The 22,602-nt window shown below is 69.5% G+C and carries 20 protein-coding genes; 6 read left to right on the plus strand and 14 right to left on the minus strand.

The window, feature by feature from the left end:
- Positions 1-37: 37 nt before the first annotated feature.
- A complete protein-coding gene (locus tag DY023_RS12595; protein ID WP_147303304.1) occupies positions 38-508 on the plus strand; it encodes an NUDIX domain-containing protein in 471 nt (156 codons plus the stop codon).
- A 22-nt stretch (positions 509-530) separates the two neighbouring features.
- Here DY023_RS12595 and mnmA read toward each other — a convergent pair whose 3' ends face one another.
- A complete protein-coding gene (mnmA, locus tag DY023_RS12600) occupies positions 531-1,628 on the minus strand; it encodes a tRNA 2-thiouridine(34) synthase MnmA (protein WP_116242688.1) in 1,098 nt (365 codons plus the stop codon).
- 10 nt (positions 1,629-1,638) lie between these two features.
- Positions 1,639-2,814 carry a cysteine desulfurase family protein gene (locus DY023_RS12605; protein ID WP_116242689.1) on the minus strand — a complete coding sequence of 392 codons (1,176 nt, stop codon included), beginning with the start codon at positions 2,812-2,814 and terminating at the stop codon, positions 1,639-1,641.
- A gap of 105 nt (positions 2,815-2,919) precedes the next feature.
- Here DY023_RS12605 and glgX point away from each other — a divergent pair, with 105 nt between their 5' ends.
- The 3 genes from glgX to glgB all read left to right on the plus strand — a co-directional run bounded on the left by glgX (position 2,920) and on the right by glgB (position 9,347).
- Positions 2,920-4,989, plus strand: coding sequence for a glycogen debranching protein GlgX (gene glgX / locus DY023_RS12610; protein WP_116242690.1), 2,070 nt, complete (start codon positions 2,920-2,922; stop codon positions 4,987-4,989).
- Positions 4,990-5,097: 108 nt separating this feature from the next.
- Positions 5,098-7,143: an alpha-1,4-glucan--maltose-1-phosphate maltosyltransferase gene (locus DY023_RS12615; RefSeq protein WP_425453464.1), complete on the plus strand. Its 2,046-nt coding sequence runs from the start codon at positions 5,098-5,100 to the stop codon at positions 7,141-7,143.
- Positions 7,140-9,347 (plus strand): 1,4-alpha-glucan branching protein GlgB, encoded by a 2,208-nt coding sequence (gene glgB, locus DY023_RS12620; RefSeq protein ID WP_116242692.1) that lies wholly within the window; start codon positions 7,140-7,142, stop codon positions 9,345-9,347. Before DY023_RS12615 ends, glgB begins: the two co-directional genes overlap by 4 nt.
- Positions 9,348-9,395: 48 nt before the next feature.
- Here the strand turns inward: glgB and DY023_RS12625 are convergent, their stop codons facing one another.
- Together DY023_RS12625 and DY023_RS12630 are read right to left on the minus strand one after the other, a co-directional pair.
- Positions 9,396-10,331, minus strand: a complete 936-nt coding sequence (locus DY023_RS12625; protein ID WP_116242693.1) for a tetratricopeptide repeat protein — start codon at positions 10,329-10,331, stop codon at positions 9,396-9,398.
- The gene (locus tag DY023_RS12630) at positions 10,328-12,175 is read right to left on the minus strand and encodes a DUF8094 domain-containing protein (RefSeq protein ID WP_116242694.1); all 1,848 of its coding nucleotides are present in this window, start codon (positions 12,173-12,175) and stop codon (positions 10,328-10,330) included. The genes DY023_RS12625 and DY023_RS12630 overlap by 4 nt, the downstream gene beginning before the upstream one ends.
- Positions 12,176-12,364: 189 nt before the next feature.
- Here DY023_RS12630 and DY023_RS12635 point away from each other — a divergent pair, with 189 nt between their 5' ends.
- The gene (locus tag DY023_RS12635; RefSeq protein ID WP_116242695.1) at positions 12,365-13,423 is read left to right on the plus strand and encodes an AI-2E family transporter; all 1,059 of its coding nucleotides are present in this window, start codon (positions 12,365-12,367) and stop codon (positions 13,421-13,423) included.
- Between the two features lie 12 nt (positions 13,424-13,435).
- On the opposite strand, the gene DY023_RS12640 is transcribed toward DY023_RS12635, so the two are convergent.
- The 8 genes from DY023_RS12640 to rpsB form a co-directional block, all read right to left on the minus strand.
- Positions 13,436-13,723: a hypothetical protein gene (locus tag DY023_RS12640; RefSeq protein WP_116242696.1), complete on the minus strand. Its 288-nt coding sequence runs from the start codon at positions 13,721-13,723 to the stop codon at positions 13,436-13,438.
- A 9-nt stretch (positions 13,724-13,732) separates the two neighbouring features.
- Positions 13,733-14,299: an aggregation-promoting factor C-terminal-like domain-containing protein gene (locus tag DY023_RS12645; RefSeq protein ID WP_245958690.1), complete on the minus strand. Its 567-nt coding sequence runs from the start codon at positions 14,297-14,299 to the stop codon at positions 13,733-13,735.
- Between the two features lie 167 nt (positions 14,300-14,466).
- Entirely contained in the window at positions 14,467-15,051 is a 585-nt protein-coding gene (locus DY023_RS12650; protein ID WP_116242697.1) for a DivIVA domain-containing protein, read from the minus strand.
- Complete coding sequence (locus DY023_RS12655; RefSeq protein ID WP_116242698.1) at positions 15,051-16,382, minus strand: phosphatidate cytidylyltransferase; 1,332 nt, start codon at positions 16,380-16,382, stop codon at positions 15,051-15,053. The genes DY023_RS12650 and DY023_RS12655 overlap by 1 nt, the downstream gene beginning before the upstream one ends.
- A 5-nt stretch (positions 16,383-16,387) precedes the next feature.
- Positions 16,388-16,942, minus strand: coding sequence for a ribosome recycling factor (gene frr, locus DY023_RS12660; protein ID WP_116242699.1), 555 nt, complete (start codon positions 16,940-16,942; stop codon positions 16,388-16,390).
- Positions 16,943-17,016: 74 nt separating this feature from the next.
- Positions 17,017-17,733, minus strand: coding sequence for a UMP kinase (gene pyrH / locus DY023_RS12665; RefSeq protein ID WP_116242700.1), 717 nt, complete (start codon positions 17,731-17,733; stop codon positions 17,017-17,019).
- 99 nt (positions 17,734-17,832) lie between these two features.
- A complete protein-coding gene (tsf, locus tag DY023_RS12670; RefSeq protein WP_116242701.1) occupies positions 17,833-18,660 on the minus strand; it encodes a translation elongation factor Ts in 828 nt (275 codons plus the stop codon).
- Positions 18,661-18,701: 41 nt separating this feature from the next.
- On the minus strand, positions 18,702-19,610 hold the full coding sequence (gene rpsB, locus DY023_RS12675; RefSeq protein WP_116242702.1) for a 30S ribosomal protein S2: 909 nt from the start codon (positions 19,608-19,610) through the stop codon (positions 18,702-18,704).
- Positions 19,611-19,910: 300 nt separating this feature from the next.
- Here rpsB and DY023_RS12680 point away from each other — a divergent pair, with 300 nt between their 5' ends.
- The gene (locus DY023_RS12680; protein ID WP_116242703.1) at positions 19,911-20,504 is read left to right on the plus strand and encodes a murein hydrolase activator EnvC family protein; all 594 of its coding nucleotides are present in this window, start codon (positions 19,911-19,913) and stop codon (positions 20,502-20,504) included.
- Between the two features lie 3 nt (positions 20,505-20,507).
- On the opposite strand, the gene DY023_RS12685 is transcribed toward DY023_RS12680, so the two are convergent.
- Entirely contained in the window at positions 20,508-21,410 is a 903-nt protein-coding gene (locus DY023_RS12685) for a tyrosine-type recombinase/integrase (protein ID WP_116242704.1), read from the minus strand.
- Between the two features lie 31 nt (positions 21,411-21,441).
- Positions 21,442-22,476, minus strand: a complete 1,035-nt coding sequence (gene trpS, locus DY023_RS12690) for a tryptophan--tRNA ligase (protein WP_116242705.1) — start codon at positions 22,474-22,476, stop codon at positions 21,442-21,444.
- Positions 22,477-22,602 lie beyond the last annotated feature (126 nt).

The raw sequence follows: 22,602 nt of genomic DNA on the forward strand, positions 1-22,602 counted from the left end.
CATCCGCCGGGCGCGTCGCGACGGCTAACCTGACACCGTGGCCCGAGTGATGACGACCGTGTTCCTGCACGACGGCGAGCGGGTACTCCTGCTGCATCGCGAAGGCTCCCGCGTCATCGAGGACTCCTGGGTCGGCATCGGCGGACACGTCGAGCCCGGCGAGAGCGTCGAGGATGCCGCGCTGCGCGAGCTCGCCGAGGAGGTCGGCCTGCGACGCAACGACCTGTACGGCCTCCTTCTGCGATACACGGCGACCAGGGAGACCGGTGCCGAGACGAGGATCGTGCACTATTTCACCGCGCGACTCGCCGACGGCGTCGCCGCCCCGACGCGCTGCACGGAGGGCACTCTGCACTGGTTCGCCCTCGACGCTGATCTGTCGAAGCTCCCCATGCCACCGACCGGCCGGATCGTCGTCGACCACTGGCAGCGCATGGGGCGCTTCGACGTGAAGACCCGGAATGTGCGCATGGACCGCCCGGGCGCCGTATCCATCGCCCCCGGATGAGTCGAGGCGGAGCCGCGGAGCGTCAGGCTCCGACCGGCACGGCCGACACGGTCGTGTCGATCGTGAACTGACCGAGTACGCGGGTGCCGATGTAGAGCACCGCGCTCTGGCCGGGGGCGACGCCGTCGAGCGGCTGATCGGGCACGACGCGCACCCCCTCGCCCGTCACGAATGCCCGCGCAGGCACCGGATCGGCGTGGGCGCGGATCTGCACCTCGCAGTCGAACTCGGATGCCGTGGGCGCGGCGCCCGCCCAGGAGAACCGCTCCCCCGCGATCTCGGCGATCGCCAGGGCCTCCTTCGGCCCGACGATGACGGTGTTCGTCACCGGTCTCACCTCGAGCACGAATCGCGGCTTGCCGTCGGCCGCGGGTACACCGAGGCGCAGCCCCTTGCGCTGCCCGACCGTGAACGCGTGCGCACCGTCGTGCGTGCCGACGACCTCGCCGTCCCGGTCGAGGATCTCGCCCTGCTCGGCGCCGACCTTCTCGGCCAGCCAGCCACGGGTGTCGCCGTCGGGGATGAAGCAGATGTCGTGGCTGTCCGGCTTCTGGGCGACGCTCAGCCCGCGCTCGGCGGCCTCGGCACGCACCAGCGCCTTCGACGGCGTGGACCCCAGTGGGAAGTACGTGTGGGCGAGCTGCTCGGCGTCGAGCACACCCAGGACGTAGGACTGGTCCTTCGCGTTGTCCGAGGCACGGTGCAGTTCGAGACCCTCGGAGCCGTCGACCAGCGTCGCGTAGTGACCGGTGCAGACCGCGTCGAAGCCGAGCTCGATCGCACGCTCCAGCAGGGCGGCGAACTTGATCTTCTCGTTGCACCGCAGGCAGGGGTTCGGAGTACGGCCCGCCTTGTACTCCGAGATGAAGTCCTCGATCACGTCATCGCGGAACCGCTCGGAGAAGTCCCACACGTAGAACGGGATGCCGAGCAGGTCGGCGGCGCGCCGAGCATCCATCGCGTCCTCGATCGTGCAGCATCCGCGACTGCCGGTGCGCAGGGTGCCGCCGGCGCGGGAGAGCGCCAGGTGCACGCCGACCACGTCGTGGCCGGCCTCGACCGCACGGGCCGCCGCCACCGCGGAGTCGACCCCTCCGCTCATCGCCGCCAGAATACGCATGGGTTCCAGTCTACGAGCGGGTGGCTGAGCGGGCACCGGACGCCCGGGTGTACGCGTCGCCGATCGCCGCGAGCACCGCGTCCACCTCCGCATCAGACGACGTGCGACCCAGCGTGAGGCGCAGCACGCTGCGCGCATCCTGCTCGCTGCGACCGAGTGCGATCACCACGTGCGAGGGCTCCGCGACGCCGGCCTGGCATGCTGAGCCGGTGGATGCCGCGACTCCGGCCATGTCGAGCAGGAAGAGCAGGCTCTCCCCGACCGCGCCGGGGAACAGCACATGCGCGTTCCCGGGAAGCCGCTCCACCGGGTCGCCGAGAAGCTCGGCCTGCGGCACGGCTCTGCGGATGCCGGTGATGAGACGATCGCGCAGCGCCGTCAGGCGCACCGTCTCGGTTGCGCGCTCCGCCTCGGCCAGCTCCAGCGCGACCGCGAACGCCGCAGCCCCCGCGACATCCTGCGTGCCCGCCCGAAGTCCGCGCTGCTGAGCGCCCCCGTGCAGCAGCGGCGCGATCCGCGCGGTACGCGCGACGACCAGCGCGCCGACGCCCACCGGTCCACCGAGTTTGTGCCCGGCGATCGACATGGCGACCAGCCCGACTCCCCCGGCCGCGTCTGCCCGCAGGTCGCGGAACGAGAGCGGAACGTGCCCCCACGCGGCCACGGCATCCAGGTGCAGCGGCACGCCGGCATCCGCTGCGGCCGCCGACATCCCGGCGCTGTCGTTGATCGTGCCGACCTCGTTGTTCGCCGCAAGTGCGGTGGCCAGTGCGGCACCCGTCAGGGCATCTGCGAAGGCGTCGACGCGGATCCGTCCGACGGAGTCCAGCGGCACCGCCTGCACGACCGCTCCTTCTGCAGCCAGCGCGGCGACGGTGTCCATCGTCGCGTGGTGCTCGCCGTCCGGGAGCACGATCGTGCCCGCGCCCGGCTCCCGCGAGCCCCACATCCCGTGCAGCGCCGTGTTGATCGACTCCGTGCCGCCCGAGGTGAACACCACCTCGATCGGGTCGCAGCCCAGCACGACGGCGGCCCGCTCCCGCGACTCCTCCAGAAGCCGGCGCGCATCCTGTCCCGCGCCATGGGTGGACGACGCGTTCCCGAGCACCGACGACGCCTCGAGCCACGCATCCCGCGCCTCCGCGCGCAGGGGCGCGGTGGCGGCGTGATCGAGATAGAAGCGCATGCATCCATCCTCCCAGCCGCAGAGCGCCCACGGGGCGGGATCGAGGATCAGGCGCCGCGGTATCCGGATTCATACCGAGGCCCCTCGGGCATCTAGGCTGTCCCCATGCTCCCGACGTCCCGCACGCCGCTCGGCGGCGCAGCGCTCGACGACCTCGGCATCCGGCTCCACGACGGCGTGGGCACCCTCCGGATCTGGTCGCAGAACGCATCCTCCATCGAGCTCGTGATCTTCGACGCGACCGACCTCGACTGGGAGACCGCGCAGCTGCCGCTCGAGCGCCGCCCCGGCGGCGTCTGGGAGGTGACCACCGAGCTTCTGCAGCCCGGCGTGCGATACGCGATCCGGGTCGACGGGCCGCACGGCCCCGGCAACACGTTCAATGCCGAGACGCTGCTGCTCGACCCGTACTCACGGGGGCTCGCGCAGGGCGACGGCTACGAGGAGTGGCGTTCGGTCGTCATCGCCGACGGGTTCGACTGGGGCGGCGTCCAGAAGCCGAACACGCCCCTGGATCGCACCGTGATCTACGAGGGTCATCTGAAGGGCATGACCAAGCGGCATCCCGGCGTCCCCCCGGCGCTGCACGGCACGTACGCGGGACTCGCCCACCCCGCGATGATCGAGTACTTCACCTCGCTCGGGGTCACGGCGATCGAACTGCTCCCCGTGCACGCCTTCGTACCGGAGCCCCGTCTGCTCGAGAAGGGTCTCACGAACTACTGGGGCTACAACACGCTGAGCTTCTTCACCCCGCACACCGCCTACGCGACCGAGGAGTCGCGCAAGGGCGGCCCGGAAGCCGTGCTCTCCGAGTTCAAGGGCATGGTCCGCCTGCTGCACGAGGCGGGCCTCGAGGTCATCCTCGACGTGGTCTACAACCACACGAGCGAGGAGGGCCTCGGCGGCCCGCGCTCGAGCCTCCGCGGCATCGACAACGCGCTGTACTACCGCCAGACGGCCGACGGCGCGTACGTCGACACGACCGGCGTCGGCAACACCGTGAACACCGCGACGGATGCCGCGGCACGGCTGGTGCTCGACTCGCTGCGCTACTGGGCGCAGGAGATGCAGATCGACGGCTTCCGCTTCGACCTCGCCGCCGCCCTCGGCCGCGACGTGAACCACGAGTACACCCGCGAGCACCCGCTGCTGCAGGCGATCGCCGCCGATCCGGCGCTGCAGGACGTGAAGCTCATCGCCGAGCCCTGGGACGTGGGCATGGGCGGGTGGCAGACCGGCAACTTCCCGACCGGCTGGAGCGAGTGGAACGACCGCTATCGCGACCGGGCCCGCAACTTCTGGCTCAGCGACGTCGACTACGCCCGCCGCGCGTCCGCCCCGGTCGGCATCGGCGGTTTCGCCAACAGGCTCGCGGGTTCCGCGAACACCTACAGCGAGGAGCGCGGTCCGCTCGCCAGCATCAACTTCGTCACCGCGCACGACGGCTTCACCCTGCACGACCTGGTGTCCTACGACGTCAAGCACAACGAGGCGAACGGCGAGAACAATCACGACGGCGCGGACATGAACCGCTCGTTCAACCATGGCGCGGAGGGACCGACCGACGTTCCGTCGATCCTCGCCTCACGCCGCAAGGCGATGCGCAATCTGCTCGGCACACTGCTGCTCTCAGCCGGAATCCCGATGATCACGGCCGGTGACGAGTTCGGCCGCACCCAGCGCGGCAACAACAACGCGTACTGCCATGATTCCGCCCTGACGTGGCTCAACTGGGATCACGAGCCCTGGCAGCAGGATCTGCGCGAGCACGTCGCGCTGCTCACGCGACTCCGCGCCGAGAACCCGGCCCTGCGCCCCTCGCGCTACGCCCGTCTCGGCGAGCACGTGCCCAATGCGTCCGTCATGAACTGGTACGGCCAGGACGGCGAGACGATGTCGCTCGATCAGTGGAACGACCCGAGTCATCGGACCCTGCAGTACGTCGCCGCGTCGACACCCGACAAGGAGGCGTTCAACCGCATCCTGCTGATCGTGCACGGGACGGAGGCTCCGGTCGACGTGCGCCTGCCCGAATCGATCGAGGGTGCGACCGCCTTCGTGTCGCTGTGGTCGAGTGCGGAGGAGCGGCCCGACGGCAGCCTTCGGCGCTTCGCTCCGGGCGATGTGCTGCCCGTCGTCGGCACCTCGATGCACCTCTTCCGGATCGAGTGATCGAGGGCGATCAGACGCCCTTCGTCACGCGCGTCCCGGAAGCTTTCCGCTTTCCATGACGCGCGGTACATTCAAGGTGTGGCTGCTCGTTCTGTCTCGAATCCGGCGGTGCTCCGAAGCCCCGCACCGATCCCCGTGCGGCCCGCCGCCGAGCAGGAGGATGCCGCGCCAGGCACCCTGGTCGGACGCATACCGCTCGCCGATCCGACGCCCACGGCACCCGGGGGCTTCTCACCCAAGGCCTTCGCGGGCGAGGTGGTGCCGTTCCGGGTCGTCGCCTTCCGCGAGGGGCATGATCTCATCGGCGCGCACGTGCGGCTGCGCTCCCCTGCGGGACACGAGAGCCTGCACCGTCTCAGCCCGCAGAACGACGGCACCGACGGCTGGCGGACGCCGATCGCCCTGGACGAGCCCGGGAGGTGGTCGTTCCGGTTCGAGGGGTTCTCCGACGACTTCGCGACCTGGGCGCATGCGGCGGAGGTGAAGGCCGCAGCCGGTGTCGACCTCGAGGTCATGGGCATCGCCGGCGCGCAGCTGCTCGCCCGCGCCGCCGGCGAGCAGGACCGCCCGGCCGCCGAGCGTCGCGCGCTCAAGGCGGCGGCCAAGCGGCTGAAGGATGCTGATGCCGAGGTGCTCGGCGCCGTCGCGACCGACGAAGACCTCTCGGGCTTCTTCGCCGTGCGCCCGCTCACCACGCTCACCTCCACCACCGACTGGCGCCCCCTCCTCGTGGAGCGCACCGCCGCCGGCGTCGGCGCCTGGTACGAGTTCTTCCCGCGCTCCGAGGGCGTGAAACGGCGCAAGGACGGCAGTGTCGTCAGCGGCACCTTCCGCACCGCGATGAAGCGCCTTCCTGCCGTCGCCGAGATGGGCTTCGACGTGCTCTACCTGCCGCCGATTCACCCGATCGGCCGCACGCATCGCAAGGGTCCCAACAACACGCTGGTCGCGGGGCCCGCCGACCCGGGCTCGCCCTGGGCGATCGGCGCCGCAGAGGGCGGTCACGACACCGTGCATCCGGACCTCGGCACTCTCGCGGACTTCCGCGCGTTCGTGCGCGCCGCGAACAAGGCCGGCGTCGAGGTGGCGCTCGACCTCGCGCTGCAGGCCTCCCCCGACCACCCCTGGGTCGACGCGCACCCGGAGTGGTTCACGACGCTGCCCGACGGCACCATCGCCTACGCCGAGAACCCGCCCAAGAAGTACCAGGACATCTACCCGCTGAACTTCGACAACGACCCCGAGGGCCTCTACGCCGAAGTGCTGCGTGTCGTGGAGCACTGGGTCGCGCAGGGCGTCCGCATCTTCCGCGTCGACAATCCGCACACCAAGCCGCTGCGGTTCTGGGAATGGCTGATCGGCACCGTGAACGCCGCCCATCCCGACGTCGTCTTCCTCGCCGAGGCGTTCACCCGCCCCGCGCCGATGCGCGGGCTCGCGGCCGCCGGCTTCCAGCAGAGCTACTCGTACTTCACCTGGCGGAACACGAAGGCCGAGCTCGAGGAGTTCCTCACGTCCGTGTCGACCACGACGGCGGACTTCATGCGTCCGAACCTGTTCGTGAACACGCCCGACATCCTCACGGAGTACCTGCAGTACGGCGGCCGCGCGGCCTACCGGATCCGTGCCTGCATCGCCGCGACGGCCGCACCGCTGTACGGCGTGTACGCCGGATACGAACTCTTCGAGAACGTGGCCCGTCCGGGCTCCGAGGAGAACATCGACAACGAGAAGTACGAGTACAAGCTGCGCGACTGGGCGGGGGCCGAGGAGCGCGGTGACTCCCTGGCTCCGCTGCTGCGCCGCCTGAACCGCATCCGGCAGGAGCATCCGTCGCTTCGTCAGCTGCGCAACATCTCGTTCCACTGGAGCGATGACGACGCCGTCCTGGTCTATTCGAAGCACCTCGACGCGGCCTTCACCGGCACCGGGAGAGACGACACGATCATCGTCGTCGCCAACGTCGATCCGCACTCCGTGCGCGAGACCACGGTGCACCTCGACACCACGATCTGGGGCGTCGAACCCGGTGCCCCGTTCGAGGTCGAGGATCTGCTGACCGGCGCGGTCTGGACCTGGACCGATCACGACTACGTGCGCCTCGACGCCTTCACCGAGCCGGTGCACATCCTGAGAGTGAAGGAGCGATCATGAGCTACATCGAGGACGTCTCCGTCTCCGCCGACTGGGAGAAGGTCGCGCACGGTTCGCATCACGAACCGCATTCCGTGCTCGGATCCCACCCGAGCACGGATGCCGCGGGCAGGACCAGCACCGTCATCCGCGTGCGCCGTCCGCTGGCGCAGTCCGTCGCGGCCGTCTTCGCCGATGGCGATCGCGTGCCGCTCGCGCACGTCGCACACGGCATCTGGGAGGGAACCCATGGCGGACCGCCGGCCCCCTATCGGGTCGCCACCGTCTACGAGGGTCAGGCCGAAGACGTCAGCGGCGACCCGTACCGGCACCTGCCCGCCCTCGGAGAGGTCGATCTGCACCTGATCGGCGAAGGACGTCATGAGCGCCTCTGGGAGGCGCTCGGAGCCCACCCCCGCGTTCTCGACGGCGAGAAGGGAGTCGGATTCGCCGTCTGGGCGCCGAACGCCCAGGCGGTGCGGGTGGCAGGCGACTTCAACGGCTGGAACGGCGAAGGTCACGCGATGCGCTCGATGGGCGCGAGCGGCGTGTGGGAGCTCTTCATCCCCGACCTGACCGTCGGTGCCACCTACAAGTTCCAGCTGCTCTCCCCGGACGGCCGTTGGCTCTTCAAGGCCGACCCGATGGCGCAGGCCGCCGAGGTCCCTCCCGCCACGGCGTCGGTGGTGACGCTCGACGCCTACACCTGGGCCGACGGCGCCTGGATGACCCGTCGTGCGGCGACGCATGCCGTCGCCCAGCCCATGTCCGTCTACGAAGTGCATCTCGGCTCCTGGCGTGGCGGCATGAACTATCGCGACATCGCACAGCCGCTGATCGAGCACGTCATCGCCACGGGGTTCACGCATGTCGAGCTGATGCCGGTGGCGGAGCATCCGTTCGGCGGGTCCTGGGGCTACCAGGTCACCGGGTACTACGCCCCCACCAGCAGGTACGGCACCCCTGACGATCTGCGGTACCTGATCGATCAGCTGCACCAGGCGGGTATCGGCGTGATCCTGGACTGGGTGCCCGGGCACTTCCCCAAGGACGACTTCGCTCTTGCCCGCTTCGACGGCCGGCCGCTGTACGAGCACCCGGATCCGCGCAGGGGTGAGCACCAGGACTGGGGCACGCTGATCTTCGACTACGGGCGGAACGAGGTGCGCGGGTTCCTGGTCGCCAATGCCCTGTACTGGCTGTCCGAGTTCCACGTCGACGGCCTGCGGGTCGACGCCGTGGCATCCATGCTCTACCTGGACTACTCCCGGCGCGACGGCGAGTGGGAGCCGAACGTGCACGGCGGCCGCGAGAACCTCGAAGCGATCCGCTTCCTGCAGGAGGTCAACGCGACCGCGTATCGCAGCTTCCCGGGGATCGTGATGATCGCCGAGGAATCCACCGCCTTCCCCGGCGTGACCGCGCCCACCACCGCCGCCGGACTCGGATTCGGGTTCAAGTGGAACATGGGCTGGATGAACGACTCGCTGGAGTACATGAAGCGGGACCCGATCCACCGGTCGCACCACGAGGGCGAGATGACCTTCTCGTTCGTGTACGCGTTCGGGGAGAACTACGTCCTCCCCATCAGCCATGATGAGGTCGTGCACGGCAAGGGCACACTGGTCTCACGGATGCCCGGCGATCACGCGCACAAGCTCGCCAACGTCCGTGCCTACCTGGCGTACATGTGGGGCCATCCGGGCAAGAAACTGCTCTTCATGGGCCAGGAGTTCGGCCAGATCGGGGAATGGTCGCCCGATCGGGAGCTGGACTGGTGGCTGCTCGATCAGCCGGCCCACCAGCAGCTGCAGAGTTTCGTGGGTGCTCTGAACAGCACGTATCGTGCACAGGCGCCGCTGTGGGAGAGGGACGACGACGGGTCGTCGTTCACCCGGCTCGGTGCGCCGAGCTGGGATCCGAGTGTGATCGCCTTCGAGCGCCGCGACGCGCACGGCGGCCACATGGTCGTGATCAGCAATTTCGCCGGCATCCAGCGCACCGGCCATCGGCTCGACCTGCCGCTCAGGGGCGTCTGGCGCGAGGTGCTCAACACGGATGCCGCGGAGTTCGGCGGCTCAGGCGGCGGCAACCTCGGCCTGGTCACGGCCCACCCCGTCGGCGAGAGCGCCGTGCCCGTGGCCACGATGACGCTGCCCGCGCTGTCGACGATCTGGCTGCGCCACCAGGCCGATCCCCACGTGCCGTCGGCGACGTTCAGCTGACGCGACGAGGGCCGGGGACATCCGTCCCCGGCCCTCGCTCCGAAACTCTCAGAACAACAGCGATGCGAGCCGCGTGCGCGCGGTGCCGACGCGCGGGTCGGCGGCGCCGATGAGGTCGAACAGCTCCACGAGACGCTCACGGACCGGCGCCCGCTCGTCGGCGGGAAGCGCGGCGAAAAGATCGAGCAGGCGACCGAATGCGTCGTCGACGTGGCCGCCGGCGATGTCGAGGTCGGCCACGGCGAACTGCGCATCGCGGTCGAGCGGAGCCTCGGCCGCCGCGTTCCGCACAGCCTGCAGGTCCAGGTGCTGCACGCGGGCGAGCAGCCGCACTTGTCCGAGACCCGCCTTGGCGTCCTCGTCGCGCGGGTTCTCCGCGAGTGCCTTCTCGTAGGCGGTGATCGCGCGCTCGTAGTCACCGGTCTCGATCGCCTCGAACGCCTCCGCGTGCAGCGGGGGCAACGGGGCCTCCTCCGGCTCCGCGGCCGCCTCGCCGGGCTCGCCGACCGGCACCGAACCGTTCACACCGTGCTGCGCTGCCAGCTCGAGGAGCCGCCCGAACACCTCCCGCACCTGCTCCTCCGGCACCGCGCCGGTGAACATGGGCACCGGCTGCCCGCCGATCAGCGCGACGACCATCGGGATCGACTGGGCGCGGAAACCTTGAGCGATCTGCGGGTTCGCGTCGACGTCGACCTTGGCGAGCACGACACGGCCGCCCTGTTCGCGGGTCACCTTCTCGATGATAGGGCTGAGCTGCTTGCACGGCCCGCACCACTCGGCCCACAGGTCGACCACCACGGGCACGGTGTTGGAGAGCTCGAGGATCTGGGCGAATGTCGCATCGGTGACGTCGACGACGACATCGGCGGCGGCGCCCGGCTGGGCAGGAGATGCACCGGATGATGCCGGAGCCTGCGGACGATCGCGCAGTGTGGACAGGTCGACGGCTCCGCGCAGCGCGGCGGCTGAGATGTCACTCATTTGATGATCTCCACCTTGAGGATGTTCTGATGGAACGCGAGCAGCTGGATCTGCGCGCTCGCGCCCTGGGCGGGGACGGCGAAGAACAGCTGCATCCCGTAGGTGGTGCGCACGCCCTTCTTTGACTCCTTCGCCCCGGTCAATGCCTCGGCCTCGGGATTGCCGTCGAACTTGATGACGGCGTCCGGGGTCGTCGGTGCCACCGTCTGCGTGTCGACCACCGAGACCGACACGATCGCGCCGCTGTCCAGGGTGGCGAGCGAGACCGGCTCGAACGCCGAAGGCGTCATGTCGAAGGTGATCTTCGTCGTCTTCGAGGCGCCCTTGTCGGCGATGCCCTTCACCAGAGCGGCACGGCTGGCGGTGATCGCCGCGGCCTGCTCCTTGGCAGCGTCGTCGAACTCGCCGAAGTACGGGCTCTTCTCGCCGTCATCGACCAGCGAAGAGAACGCCGCGGCGACCTCGCTCGGAGGCGTCATCAGGAACGTGGAGTCCGGCGGGACGAGGGTGGTACCCAGCCAGGCGGGTGCGAGCTTGGGCAGCTGCGCCGACGCCTGCATGTCGGACATCGTGCTGATCCGGTAGTTCGCCCACGGGTCGGCCTGCGTCATCGTGAAGATCACGGGCGGAACCTTCTCATCGGTCGCCTTGGTCAGCATCAGCACCGTGCGCGGCCAGCTGTCCGTGGCCTGCGGCAGCACGACCTCGACCTTGTCGGCGGGCAGCGGGGCCGGGATGCCGAGCTTCGCGTTCTTCGCGCCGAGGGCGTAGTCCGTCGTGCGGGCCTCGAGCACGGCGCCGTCGAGACGGGTCGCGGCCTGCGTGGCATCACGCGCCTCGTCGGCCGCCGCGACCGTCGTCGAGATGTCCTTCAGGATGCGGGCCGCCTGGGCCTCCGTCACCGCCGGCGGCTTCTGGTTGTCCGGGGCGACGACGGTCGGCGTCGGCGTCGGGCTCGTCTCCGCATCGAACTGCGGCCAGGATTCCGCCGAGCAGCCGGTCGCGAGCACCGCGGTGAGGCCGATCGCGGGGATGGCGACAGCGAGCCTTCGCCGCATCCGGTGCGCGGAGCGGTGGGCACGGCCCTCCTCGGCGGGCTTGTCTGCGGGCTCGTCAGCCCCCTCGCCGGTCGGCACGGATCCGGTCGAGATCGGTTCCCGCTCCGGCAGCGGGTCCACCGCGAGGTCGATCGGCTGCGTGGGCGGCAGCGGGCCAGGTCCCTTGCGGCGCGGTCCCTTACCCCGGCGCTGGTGCCGGATGCCGAGGATGTAGAGCACCAGTCCGGCGAGGAGGGCCAGGGCGCCCAGGACGAACAGGGGTCCCGCCCACGGGGTCGTCGTCTTCAGAGGCCAGGTGAGGAGGATGTCGGAAGGTGCGTCCTCGACGCCGTCACGCGCCACGAGCACGCTCATGCCCTCGGGCAGCTGCAGGTTCGCGATCAGCGAGTCCTTCTCGGTGAAGGAGTCCAGCCACAGATCGGAACCGGAGGGATTGCGCCCGCTCCCGCTGGCGGACTCCACCTCGGCCTCCACGACCTTGGTCCGCGGCTCACCCTGCTTGTTCAGCGTGATGCTGTCGTACTCGGCGTCCGAAAGCCACGCCTTCATGTCGGCGGTGCGGCCATAGGCGACGAAGAGGTCGCCCTCGCCACGGACCAGCAGGGTCTGCTGACCGGGGTGGGCGCGCAGCACGTCACCCGAGATGAGGACGTACGGCTCCGGTTCGCCTGCGGGCAGCTCCATCTGCACCTCTGAGGGGCCCATGAAGACGGTACGCTGGGCGACGCCGGCACCGATCAGGACCGCGGCCAGGATGAAGGCCACGACGGCCCATACGAATCGCACGAGAAGACTCCTTACGTGACCCCGGCATCCGCCAGAGGTCTCCGCTCGACATTCCAGGGTAGCGGGAAGCGCCTGTGCGTTTTCCACACGAGGCGTGAGACACGGCCGGATGCGACGACTCCCCCGGCTCGTCCAGGCTTCGCGGCATCGACGGAATAAGCTGGCGTTCACCGTCCGACAGGAGAATCGATGAAGATCGTCAGCCCGTTCCGCACCGCGCTGGTCGCGACGCTCGGCGTGGGGCTGGGGATCATGCTCATCGGCAGCGTCCAGACACTCTCCACAGTGCTGCTCTACATCGGCACGGCGCTGTTCATCAGCCTGGGCCTCGACCCGGCCGTCACGTTCCTCGAACGCTGGTTGCCGCGCTGGGCCGCGGTCCTGGCGACGATCATCGCGGTGCTCGCGGTACTCGCCGGCGTCGTGCTCATCGTGCTGCCGGTGTTCGTGCAGCAGATCGGGCAGCTGGTGCAGCAGATCACCGGCATCGTGCAGCGGCCTGAGCCCTTCGAGGACCTGAAGGACTGGATGAAGCAGACCTTCCCCATGCTGAAGGTCGACGACGTGTTCCTCTACGTGGAGGAATGGCTGAACACGAACGTCACCGAGATCGGCAGCCAGATCGGTCAAGGCGTGCTGGTGTTCGGCAGCGCCGTGGTCGCCGGGCTCTTCGGCACGTTCATCGTGCTGGTCCTGACCATCTACCTGACCGCCTCGACGCCCTCGCTGAAGCGCGCCGTCTACCAGTTGGTCCCCGCATCGAAGCGCGAGCGCTTCATCGACCTCGCCGATCAGATCACCGACTCCGTCGGCTACTACGTCATGGGGCAGGTGTCCCTCGGCGTGATCAACGGCATCCTCAGCATGATCTTCCTGTCGATCATCAACGCGCCGTTCCCCGCCGTGCTCGCGGTCATCGCATTCTTCTTCTCGCTGATCCCGCTGGTCGGCACGCTGACCGGGTCGACCATCATCGTGCTGACCTGCCTGATCCCCGGGCTCGCATCACCGGCGACAGCGATCGCCGCGGCTGTCTGGTACCTGGTGTACATGCAGATCGAGGCGTACTTCATCTCGCCGCGCATCATGAGCCGTGCCGTCTCCGTGCCCGGTGCCGTGGTCGTGATCGCGGCGCTCGCCGGCGGATCGCTGCTCGGCCTGCTGGGCGCTCTCATCGCGATCCCCGTGGCCGCCAGCATCCTGATCATCTACCGCCAGGTCGTCATTCCGCGGATGAACGAGCGGTAGAGCTGCTGCGGCTCAGGCGATGCTCCAGCATCGCGTGTGCCAGTGCCGCCTGGCCGCCAGGTCCGCAGCATCACCGAGCACGCCGTCCGCGCGCCAGACCACCACGTGGGCGGTGCCGGGAGCGATCGTGCCGCGGCATCCGGGGCAGGTGTAGTCCTTCAACGCCTGAGCGGCGCTCACCGGCTGCACGGTCCACTCGCGCCCGCGCCGGGTCTCGGAGCGCTTCCAGCCCGCGATCAGGCGGTCGAGCGAGTCATCGGCAGCGCGGGGATCCGGGCGCCGTCTGCGGGAGCGTGCCATTCCGGCCGCTCACCACCAGTGGTTGCGCGTCCAGAACGCGTAGGCTCCTGCCCATCCGCCGTAGCGACCGGCGGCGTACCCGCTGCCCCAACGGAGGTTGTCGACCGGGTTGTACCCGTTCCCGGGGACCTTGCTGCAGGGCAGCGCCTGCACGAGGCCGCACGCACCCGACGACTTGTTCGTCGCGTTCGGGTTCCAGCCGCTCTCCTTGGAGACGATGTAGTCCACATACGGCCAGTCGCTCTTCGCGATCCCGGCCGCCGTCATCCACTCCTCCTTGGAGCCGCCGCCGGTGTACTTCGGCGTGCCGACGGACCCGCCGCCGGAGCTCCCCGACTTCTCGGTGCTCGTCGCGACGGGCTTGGGCTTGGGCTTCGGCTTGATGTAGACCTCGAAGGTCCCCCGTGCGGCCGGGGCGACGTCCTCGCCGGCGACGGTCACGGTGAGGTTCTGCCCCTCCTGCTCCGCGAGGGAGTACGCGGTGACGGCGTCCGCTGCGACAGAGGGGTCGGCGACGGCCATGCCCGTGGGCGCCAGCAGCGCGGCGGAGAAGCCGACGACGGCGACGCTCGCCACGACGGCGGCGATCGGTCGACGAACCCGGCCGGCACGGCCGCGCGGAGCTGCGGTTGCCGCGCTCGTAGGGCGCAGTTCAGGCGTAATCGATTCGTTATCGGGAGTCACGATGCCGGCCAGTCTATGCGATCCGGCCTGAAACATCCATGAGAACGCGCGGCGAAGAGTCAACGGACCGCAAGGATGACCTCGATCGTCGCGTCCAGGAGAGCATCCACCTGCTCCTCACGATAGCCACCCCGCTGCATCCGGAAGGCGGCGCTCCGCACCTGCTCGGCGCTGAGCTCGGCGCCGTCACGGAGGAATCCGGTGATCCGGTCCGCGACGTGGTCGACCTCGTCGATCCGGTAGCCGAACGTGAGGAATCCGGTGCGGGCGAAGCGGTGCTTCGGCTCACGCGCGAGGTGGTCCAGGATGACCTGAGCGTCGGCACGGGCCTCGGCGACCCAGACCTCGACTCCCTTCTCGCGTACCGTGCGTTCACGGGCGCGAGCGGCCAGGGCGTCCTCGATGCGGCCGAGCGCGGAATCCACCTCGGCCACGTCGTACCCCTCCTTCACGAGGGGGAAGGATGCCACGCGCACGTCCTCCGAGGTCAGGTCGCCGTCGCCGCTCTCGAAGGAGCGCCGGGCGGACTCGAGGAACGTGTCCACCGCGACGCGGTGGTAACCGCGACGCCGTCCGGTGGTGAGTGTGAAGGCCGGTGGCGCGGACTCCTCCTCGGAGAACTGTGCGGTGAAGTCGGCGGTCATCAGGACACCATCCAGGGTGAGAGCAGCACGTACAGGGCGTAGGCCGGCACCGTCGAGGGCAGGATGCTGTCGAGGCGGTCCAGCAGCCCGCCGTGACCCGGCAGCCAGGAGCTCATGTCCTTGATGCCGAGATCGCGCTTGAGCATGGACTCCCCCAGATCGCCGAGGGTGGCGGAGGCGAGGATCGCCGCACCGAGGACCAGACCGCCCCACAGGGGGATCTGAAGCAGGAACACCCCGAGCAGAGCCCCCGCGAGAAGGGACCCGGCGACAGCACCGGCGAAGCCCTCCCACGTCTTCTTCGGGCTGATCCGCGGAGCCATCGGGTGCTTGCCGAAGCTGAGTCCCGCGGCATAGGCCGCCGTGTCGGCGACCACCGCCACGACGATGAAGGAGAGCACCCACCATTCACCGTGATCCTGGCGGAGAAGCATCAGCGCGAAAGTGGTGAGCAGCGGCACGTAGACCTGCACGAAGCCGCTGACGAGGACATCGGCGAGCACGTCGCCATACGTCCTGCCGTCGCCGGCGGCCATCTGCGCGATCATGCGCCAGACGCAGACGAAGGTCACCGAGACGAAGAGCATCACCCAGCTCAGCCAGGACGAGTCGAAGTATCCGGTCGGGATCAGGAGCGCTGCGGCGATCAGCTGGGGGACGATGTCGATCCGGCGTCCGCCGCCCTTCAGAGCGCGGGACACCTCGTAGGTGCCCAGCAAGCCGGCCGCAAGCGCGATCGGGACGAAGAGCCACTTCACGAACAGCAGCGATGCCAGCAGCACCGCCCCGAAAGCGACGCCGATCAGGATGGCGACGATGAGGTCGCGCCCTGTGCGCTGCTTGATGCGCTCGTTCGCCTGGTCGAACTGGTCACGCGCGTGGGAGACGTGGGTGCCCAGTTCGTCGCGCGCCGCACGCCACTGGTCGCGGATGGCGCTGTGGTCGGCGGTGCTGAACGCCCCTCCCTCGGCGACGGGCGGGCGCGAATCCTCCGCGGCGGGCGGCGACCCGTCCCCCGCATCCGCCTGCGGCCTGTCCTGCGCGGCGGGAACCTCCGGTGCCGAGGGCCGCGGCGGAACTGCCGCAGCGTCGAAACCGGGGAAGGCCGCATCGTCGAGCGGCACCGCTTCGGGCTCGGGACGCGCCGGATTCGTCGGGACGGCGGGCGCGGCAAGCTTCTCCGCGGGCGCGCCGGCCACGGGCACACCACGTACGGGCGTCACCGTGTCTGCGGCATCCGCCTGCGGGGTCCCCTGCGCCGGTGTCGCCGCCGCTGCCCGAGCCTCTCGTCGGGTGAGCGGACGATCCTGCGAGGAAGAATCGTCAGACATCCCGGTCACACCTCGAGAAGCTCGGCCTCTTTGCGCTTGAGGGCGTCGTCGATGAGGTCGACATGCTGGCGTGTGAGAGAGTCGAGCTCCTTCTCGCCGCGAGCGACCTCGTCCTCGCCGACCTCGGCCTTGAGCGCGTCCAGTCCGTCCTTCGCCTTGCGGCGGATGCCGCGGATCTGGACCTTCGCGTCCTCGCCCTTGGAGCGGACCAGCTTGACGTACTCCTTGCGGCGCTCGGCCGTCAGCTCGGGCATGGTGACACGCACGATGTTGCCGTCGTTCGTCGGGTTCGCGCCGAGGTTCGGCATGTCGCGGATGGCCTGCTCGATCGCCTTCAGCGCAGACTTGTCGTACGGCGTGATCACGAGAGTGCGCGCCTCGGGGTTGGCCATCGAGGCGAGCTGGGCCAGCGGAGTCGGCGAGCCGTAGTAGTCGACGAGCACCTTCTGGAACATCTGCGGGTTCGCACGACCGGTGCGGACCGTGGCGAAGTCCTCCTTGGCGGCTTCGACCGCCCGCGTCATGCGAGAGGTGGTATCTGCGAGGACATCCGCGATCACGGGTTCTCCATTCGTCGAGTGGTTCAGGCAATTCTACCGGCGAGGCGCTGCGCGCCGCGCCGCGGGCGTCCGCGTCAGGCGGTGACGAGCGTGCCGATGGGGTCGCCGAGCAGCGCCTTCGTGACGTTGCCGGCGGGCTCCATGCCGAACACGCGCATGTCCATGTTGTTGTCCATGCACAGGCTGAAGGCGGTGGAGTCGACCACCTTGAGACCGCGCTGCAGGGCGTCGCGGTATGTCACGCGCTCGATGCGCTCGGCGTCGGCGTGCTTGTTCGGATCGGCGGTGTAGATCGCGTCGACGCCGTTCTTGGCGACGAGCACCTCCTGCGCTCCGATCTCGAGCGCGCGCTGTGCCGCCACAGTGTCGGTGGAGAAGTACGGCAAGCCGGCGCCGGCGCCGAAGATCACGACGCGTCCCTTCTCCATGTGGCGCTCCGCGCGCAGCGGGATGTAGGGCTCGGCGACCTGGGTCATCGAGATGGCGGACTGGACGCGGGTGGGCGCTCCGGCCTGCTCGAGGAAGTCCTGCAGAGCGAGGGCGTTCATGACGGTGCCGAGCATGCCCATGTAGTCCGCGCGGCCGCGGTCCATGCCGCGCTGGCTGAGTTCGGCCCCTCGGAAGAAGTTGCCGCCGCCGACGACGACCGCGACCTCGACCCGATCGGTGGCTGCCGCGATGTCCCGGGCGATCCCGCTCACGATGTCGGGGTTGACGCCGAGCTGGCCGCCCCCGAAGGCCTCTCCGGAGAGCTTGAGGAGGACGCGACGGCGTCCGGTTCGTTCGGTCATGTGGAGAGTCCTCTCATCGGGTATCACGATAGTGGCATTGCCCAGCGGGCATGAAGAAGGGGCTCGGACCCTGTGCGGATCCGAACCCCTCCTCGTGGCTTACGCGCCGACCTTGAAGCGCGCGAAGTCGGTCACCGTGATGCCGGCGTCCTTCGCGACCTGGCCGACGGACAGCTTGTTGTCCTTGGCGTAGTCCTGGTCGAGCAGCGCGACCTGCTTGAAGAACGCGGACACGCGGCCCTCGACGATCTTCGGCAGGGCGGCCTCGGGCTTGCCCTCGTTGCGGGAGATCTCGGTGACGATCTCGCGCTCCTTCTCGACCACGTCAGCGGGGACGTCCTCGCGGGTGAGGTAGATCGGGTCGGCGAACGAGATGTGCTGCGCGATGCTGCGAGCGGTCTCGGCGTCGGTGCCGCTGTAGGCGACGACGACACCGATCTGCGGCGGCAGGTCCTTGCTGGTGCGGTGCAGGTAGACCTCGAAGGCGTCGCCCTGGATGCGGCGGACGCGGCGGAGCTCGACCTTCTCGCCGAGGATCGCGGCCTCGTCCGAGATGAGCTGCTCGACGGTCTGGTCGCCGGCCGCAGCGGCCAGCGCCGCCTCGACAGAGTCGGCCGATGCCGCAGCGGCGGCGTCGGCGACCTTCTCGGCGAGAGCGATGAACTTCTCGTTCTTCGCGACGAAGTCGGTCTCGCAGGTGAGCTCGATCAGCGTCACGGCGCCGTCCTGCTCGCGAGCGACGACGAGGCCCTCGCTGGTCGAGCGGTCAGCGCGCTTGGCGTTGCCCTTGGCGCCCTTGAGACGCAGGATCTCGGTCGCCTTCGCGACGTCGCCGTCTGCCTCCTCGAGCGCCTTCTTGGTGTCGACCATTCCGGTGCCGAGCTGCTCACGCAGCGCCTTGATGTCGGCGATGGTGAAGTTGGCCATGTGTGGTGGCTCCTTGCTTCGTTATGTGTGCGTGGGGATGCTTACTTGGAGTCGCCCTCGGCGACCTGGGCTGCGACCTCGGCGACGATGGCCTCCTCGACCGCGACCTCAGCCTCGACGGCAGCCTCAGCGGCGACCTCGGCAGCCTCGGCGGCGACCTCCACGGCGACCTCGGCCTCAGCAGCCGCCTCGGTGGCGTTCGCCTCGAGGAGCTCCTTCTCCCACTCGGCCAGCGGCTCGGCGTCGCCCGACTCCGGGTTGTGCTTCTGCTGCAGGCCCTCGGCTGCGGCGTCGGCGATGATGCGGGTCAGCAGCGAGACCGAACGGATCGCGTCGTCGTTGCCGGGGATCGGGTACTGGAAGTCGTCCGGGTCGGCGTTGGTGTCGAGGATGCCGATCACCGGGATGCCCAGCTTCTTGGCCTCGTCGATCGCGAGGTGCTCGCGCTTGGCGTCGACGACCCACAGGGCCGACGGGGTCTTGGTGAGGTTGCGGATGCCGCCCAGCGACTTGTGCAGCTTGTCCAGCTCGCGCTTCTTGAGCAGCAGCTCCTTCTTGGTGAAGCCCGAGGCGGCAGGGTTCTCGTAGTCGAGCTCCTCGAGCTCCTTCATACGAGCCAGACGCTTGGCGATGGTCTGGAAGTTGGTCAGCAGACCACCCAGCCAGCGCTGGTTGACGTAGGGCTGACCGACGCGGGTCGCCTGCTCGGCGAGAACCTCCTGCGCCTGCTTCTTGGTGCCCACGAAGAGGATGGTGCCGCCACGGGCGACCGTCTCCTTGACGAAGTCGTAGGCGCTGTCGATGTAGCCCAGCGACTGCTGCAGGTCGATGATGTGGATGCCGCTGCGCTCGGTCAGGATGAAGCGCTTCACCTTCGGGTTCCACCGACGGGTCTGGTGTCCGAAGTGCACGCCGCTGTCGAGGAGCTGGCGGATGGTGACCACAGCCATGGTCGTCTCCTGGTTCTGACGCTCTCGCGTCGTTGAGGTTGTCCACCGGCCGGACGGCCGGATGCCTGGTGCCCGGCACACGCCCCACCCGCCTCGTGAGAGGCGGGACCTGCGGGAAGTGGATGCCGCGACCGTGGTCGCTCTGGGCACGCGTAGTCATCCCCGGGAAGGGATGCGGGTTCCAGTGTACAGGATGCGGCCCCCGGCGATCACTCTCCCCAGGCGCCAAACCGCAGCGGGTTCTCCCCTGTCCCGGGTCTCCCGAGGCAGCGGTCGGACGCGCCCGACCATGCTGGGGACATGGACATCGAACGCACCCACTCGGACGTCGTCGCCGAGCGCCGCGAGCCGGGCGCGCGACGCGCAGCGCTCCTCGCCCTGGCGACGGTGTTCCTCGCGTTCTCCGTGATCTGGTCACCGCTCCCGCCGCCGATCGCTGCCGGCGACGACACGCAGGCTGCGGACGCCGCACTTCCTGCCGACGCTCCCTGGATCTGGCCTGTCGAAGGTGCCCGCACGATGACGGCGCCGTTCCGCGCACCGGCGCACCGCTACGGACCCGGGCACCGCGGTATGGACATCACTGCCTCCGGACCGCTGCGCTCCCCCGCATCCGGCGTCGTGGCTTTCCGCGGCACCGTGGTCGACCGTGGCGTACTCACCATCGACCACGGTGACGGCTACATCATCACGCTGGAGCCGGTCACGTCGGCCCTGACCCCGGGAGACGTCGTCGAGGCCGGACAGGTGATCGCCGAGGCATCCGCCGGAGGCCACGCGCTTCCCGGGACCGTGCACGTGGGCGTACGCCTCGAGGGCGAGTACGTGAATCCGCGTCCGCTGTTCGGCGACATGCCGCGGGCGATCCTCTATCCGTGCTGCGACGGCGAATGAGGTTCAGGCGCGCGGGTGCGCCAGCCGGTACGCCGCGGTGAGTCGCTCGGCGGAGACGTGCGTGTAGATCTGGGTGGTGCCGAGACTCGCATGGCCGAGGATCTCCTGCACCGCCCGCAGGTCGGCGCCGCCGTCGAGCAGGTGGGTGGCCGCGGTGTGGCGGAGCGCGTGCGGACCGACGGTCTCGGCGCCGACGACCGGCGCCAGCACACGGGCGACGAGTGCGTACACGCTGCGGGGGCCCACCCTGCCACCGCGGCTGCCGAGCAGGAGCGCCGGCGTCGGGGAATCGGTGCGAGCGAGCAGCGCGGGACGTCCTCGTGTCAGGTATGCCGCGACCGCATCCCTGGCCGGTGCTCCGTACGGCACGACGCGCTCTCTCGCGCCTTTGCCGAGCACCCGCGCGGTCCCGCGATCCAGGTCGAGGTCGTCCACGTCGAGACCGCACAGCTCTGACACCCGCATCCCGGAGCCGTACAGCAGTTCGAGGATGGCGTGATCGCGCAGCGCGACGGGGTCGCCCTGCGCGGCGGCATCCTTCTCGGCGTCCAGCAGTTCGCGCATGCCGTCCTGTGAGGCCACGACGGGAAGCGTCCTGGCGAGCTTCGGCGTCACCAGCCGCAGGCTCGGGTCCGCGGCGATGCGCTCCTCGTCCTTGGCCCAGCGGAAGAAGGATCGTGCGGCGGCGGCGCGCCTGGCCAGCGTGGTGCGCGCGTCACCGCGCTGCGTGGCGTGCCACAGCCATTCCCGCAGCAGCTCGAGATCGATCTCGTCCAGATCCCGGTCTCCGGCGACGGCGCCGAGGTCGGCCAGGTCCGATCGATACGCGCGCACGGTCGCCGGCGAGAGCCGCCGCACCTGCTCCAGGTGCACGGTGAACGCCTGCACCGCCTCGTCGTAACGCATGTGTTCAGTCTGGCCCCGGGCGCTGCCCCGGTCAGTACGCCATGCCCATCGCGGCCCGCACCTCATCGAGCGTCGCTGCGGCGATCTCCCGCGCCCGCGCGTTGCCCGCCCGCAGCACCTCGACCACCGTCGCCGAGTCGATCGCCGCGCGGCGCTCCCGATGCGGGGCGAGGAACTCGTTCACGGCCTCGGCGGTGAGGCTCTTGAGCGCGCCGCTTCCACGCGCCCCGATCTCCTCCGCGATCTCGACCGGGCTCCGCCGCAGGCAGACGGCGGCGGTGTCCAGCAGAGCCGACACTCCCGGGCGCTGTGCCGGGTCGTAGCTGATCAGGCGTTCGGAGTCGGTCTGCGCCCGACGGATCACCGCGGTCGTCTCGTCCGCGCTCATGCCGAGGGCGATCGCGTTGCCGTAGCTCTTCGACATCTTCCGCCCGTCCAGACCGGGCAGATCGGGCGCGGCCGTGACCAGGCCTTCCGGCTCCGGGAACACCGCCCCGTATCGCTCGGAGAACCGGCGCGCGATCTGCCGCGCGACCTCGACGTGGGGCAGATTGTCCTTGCCCACCGGCACGAGGGTTCCCTTGCAGAACAGGATGTCGGCCGCCTGATGCACCGGATAGGTCAGCAGCAGACCGCTGAGCGATCGGCGGGCGGCGGCCGCCTCGGCCTTCACCGTGGGATTACGGTGCAGCTCCGCCTCGGACACCAGGCTGAGGAAGGGCAGCATGAGCTGGTTCAGCTCCGGGACGGAGGAGTGCGTGAAGATGGTCACCCGATCCGGATCCAGACCCGCGGCGAGGTTGTCCCTGACGACACCGTGCACGTTCGGAACGATGTCACCCATCGTGTCGCGGTCGGTGATCACCTGGTAGTCGGCGACCACGACGAATGTGTCGACGCCCGCGCGCTGGAGACGGACGCGTTCGAGGATCGTGCCGAGCAGGTGACCGAGGTGCAGAGGCCCTGTCGGCCGCTCGCCGGTGAGGATGCGATGTCGTTCGGGGTGCGCAGCGATGTCGGCCTGCAGTGCCGGCATGCGGGCGACGGTGGCGGAGAAGGAATCCATGAGTAGCTCCTGGGGTCAGGGCTGCACGGATGGATCGGTCCGCGATCGCGCGGGCTGCCGTGCAGCGCGCGCGAGTGAGTGCGTTCGGCTGCTAGAGCAGCCACCACCACGAAGAGGAAGAACGCA

Source organism: Microbacterium bovistercoris, assembly GCF_003387575.1.
GTDB lineage: Bacteria > Actinomycetota > Actinomycetes > Actinomycetales > Microbacteriaceae > Microbacterium > Microbacterium bovistercoris.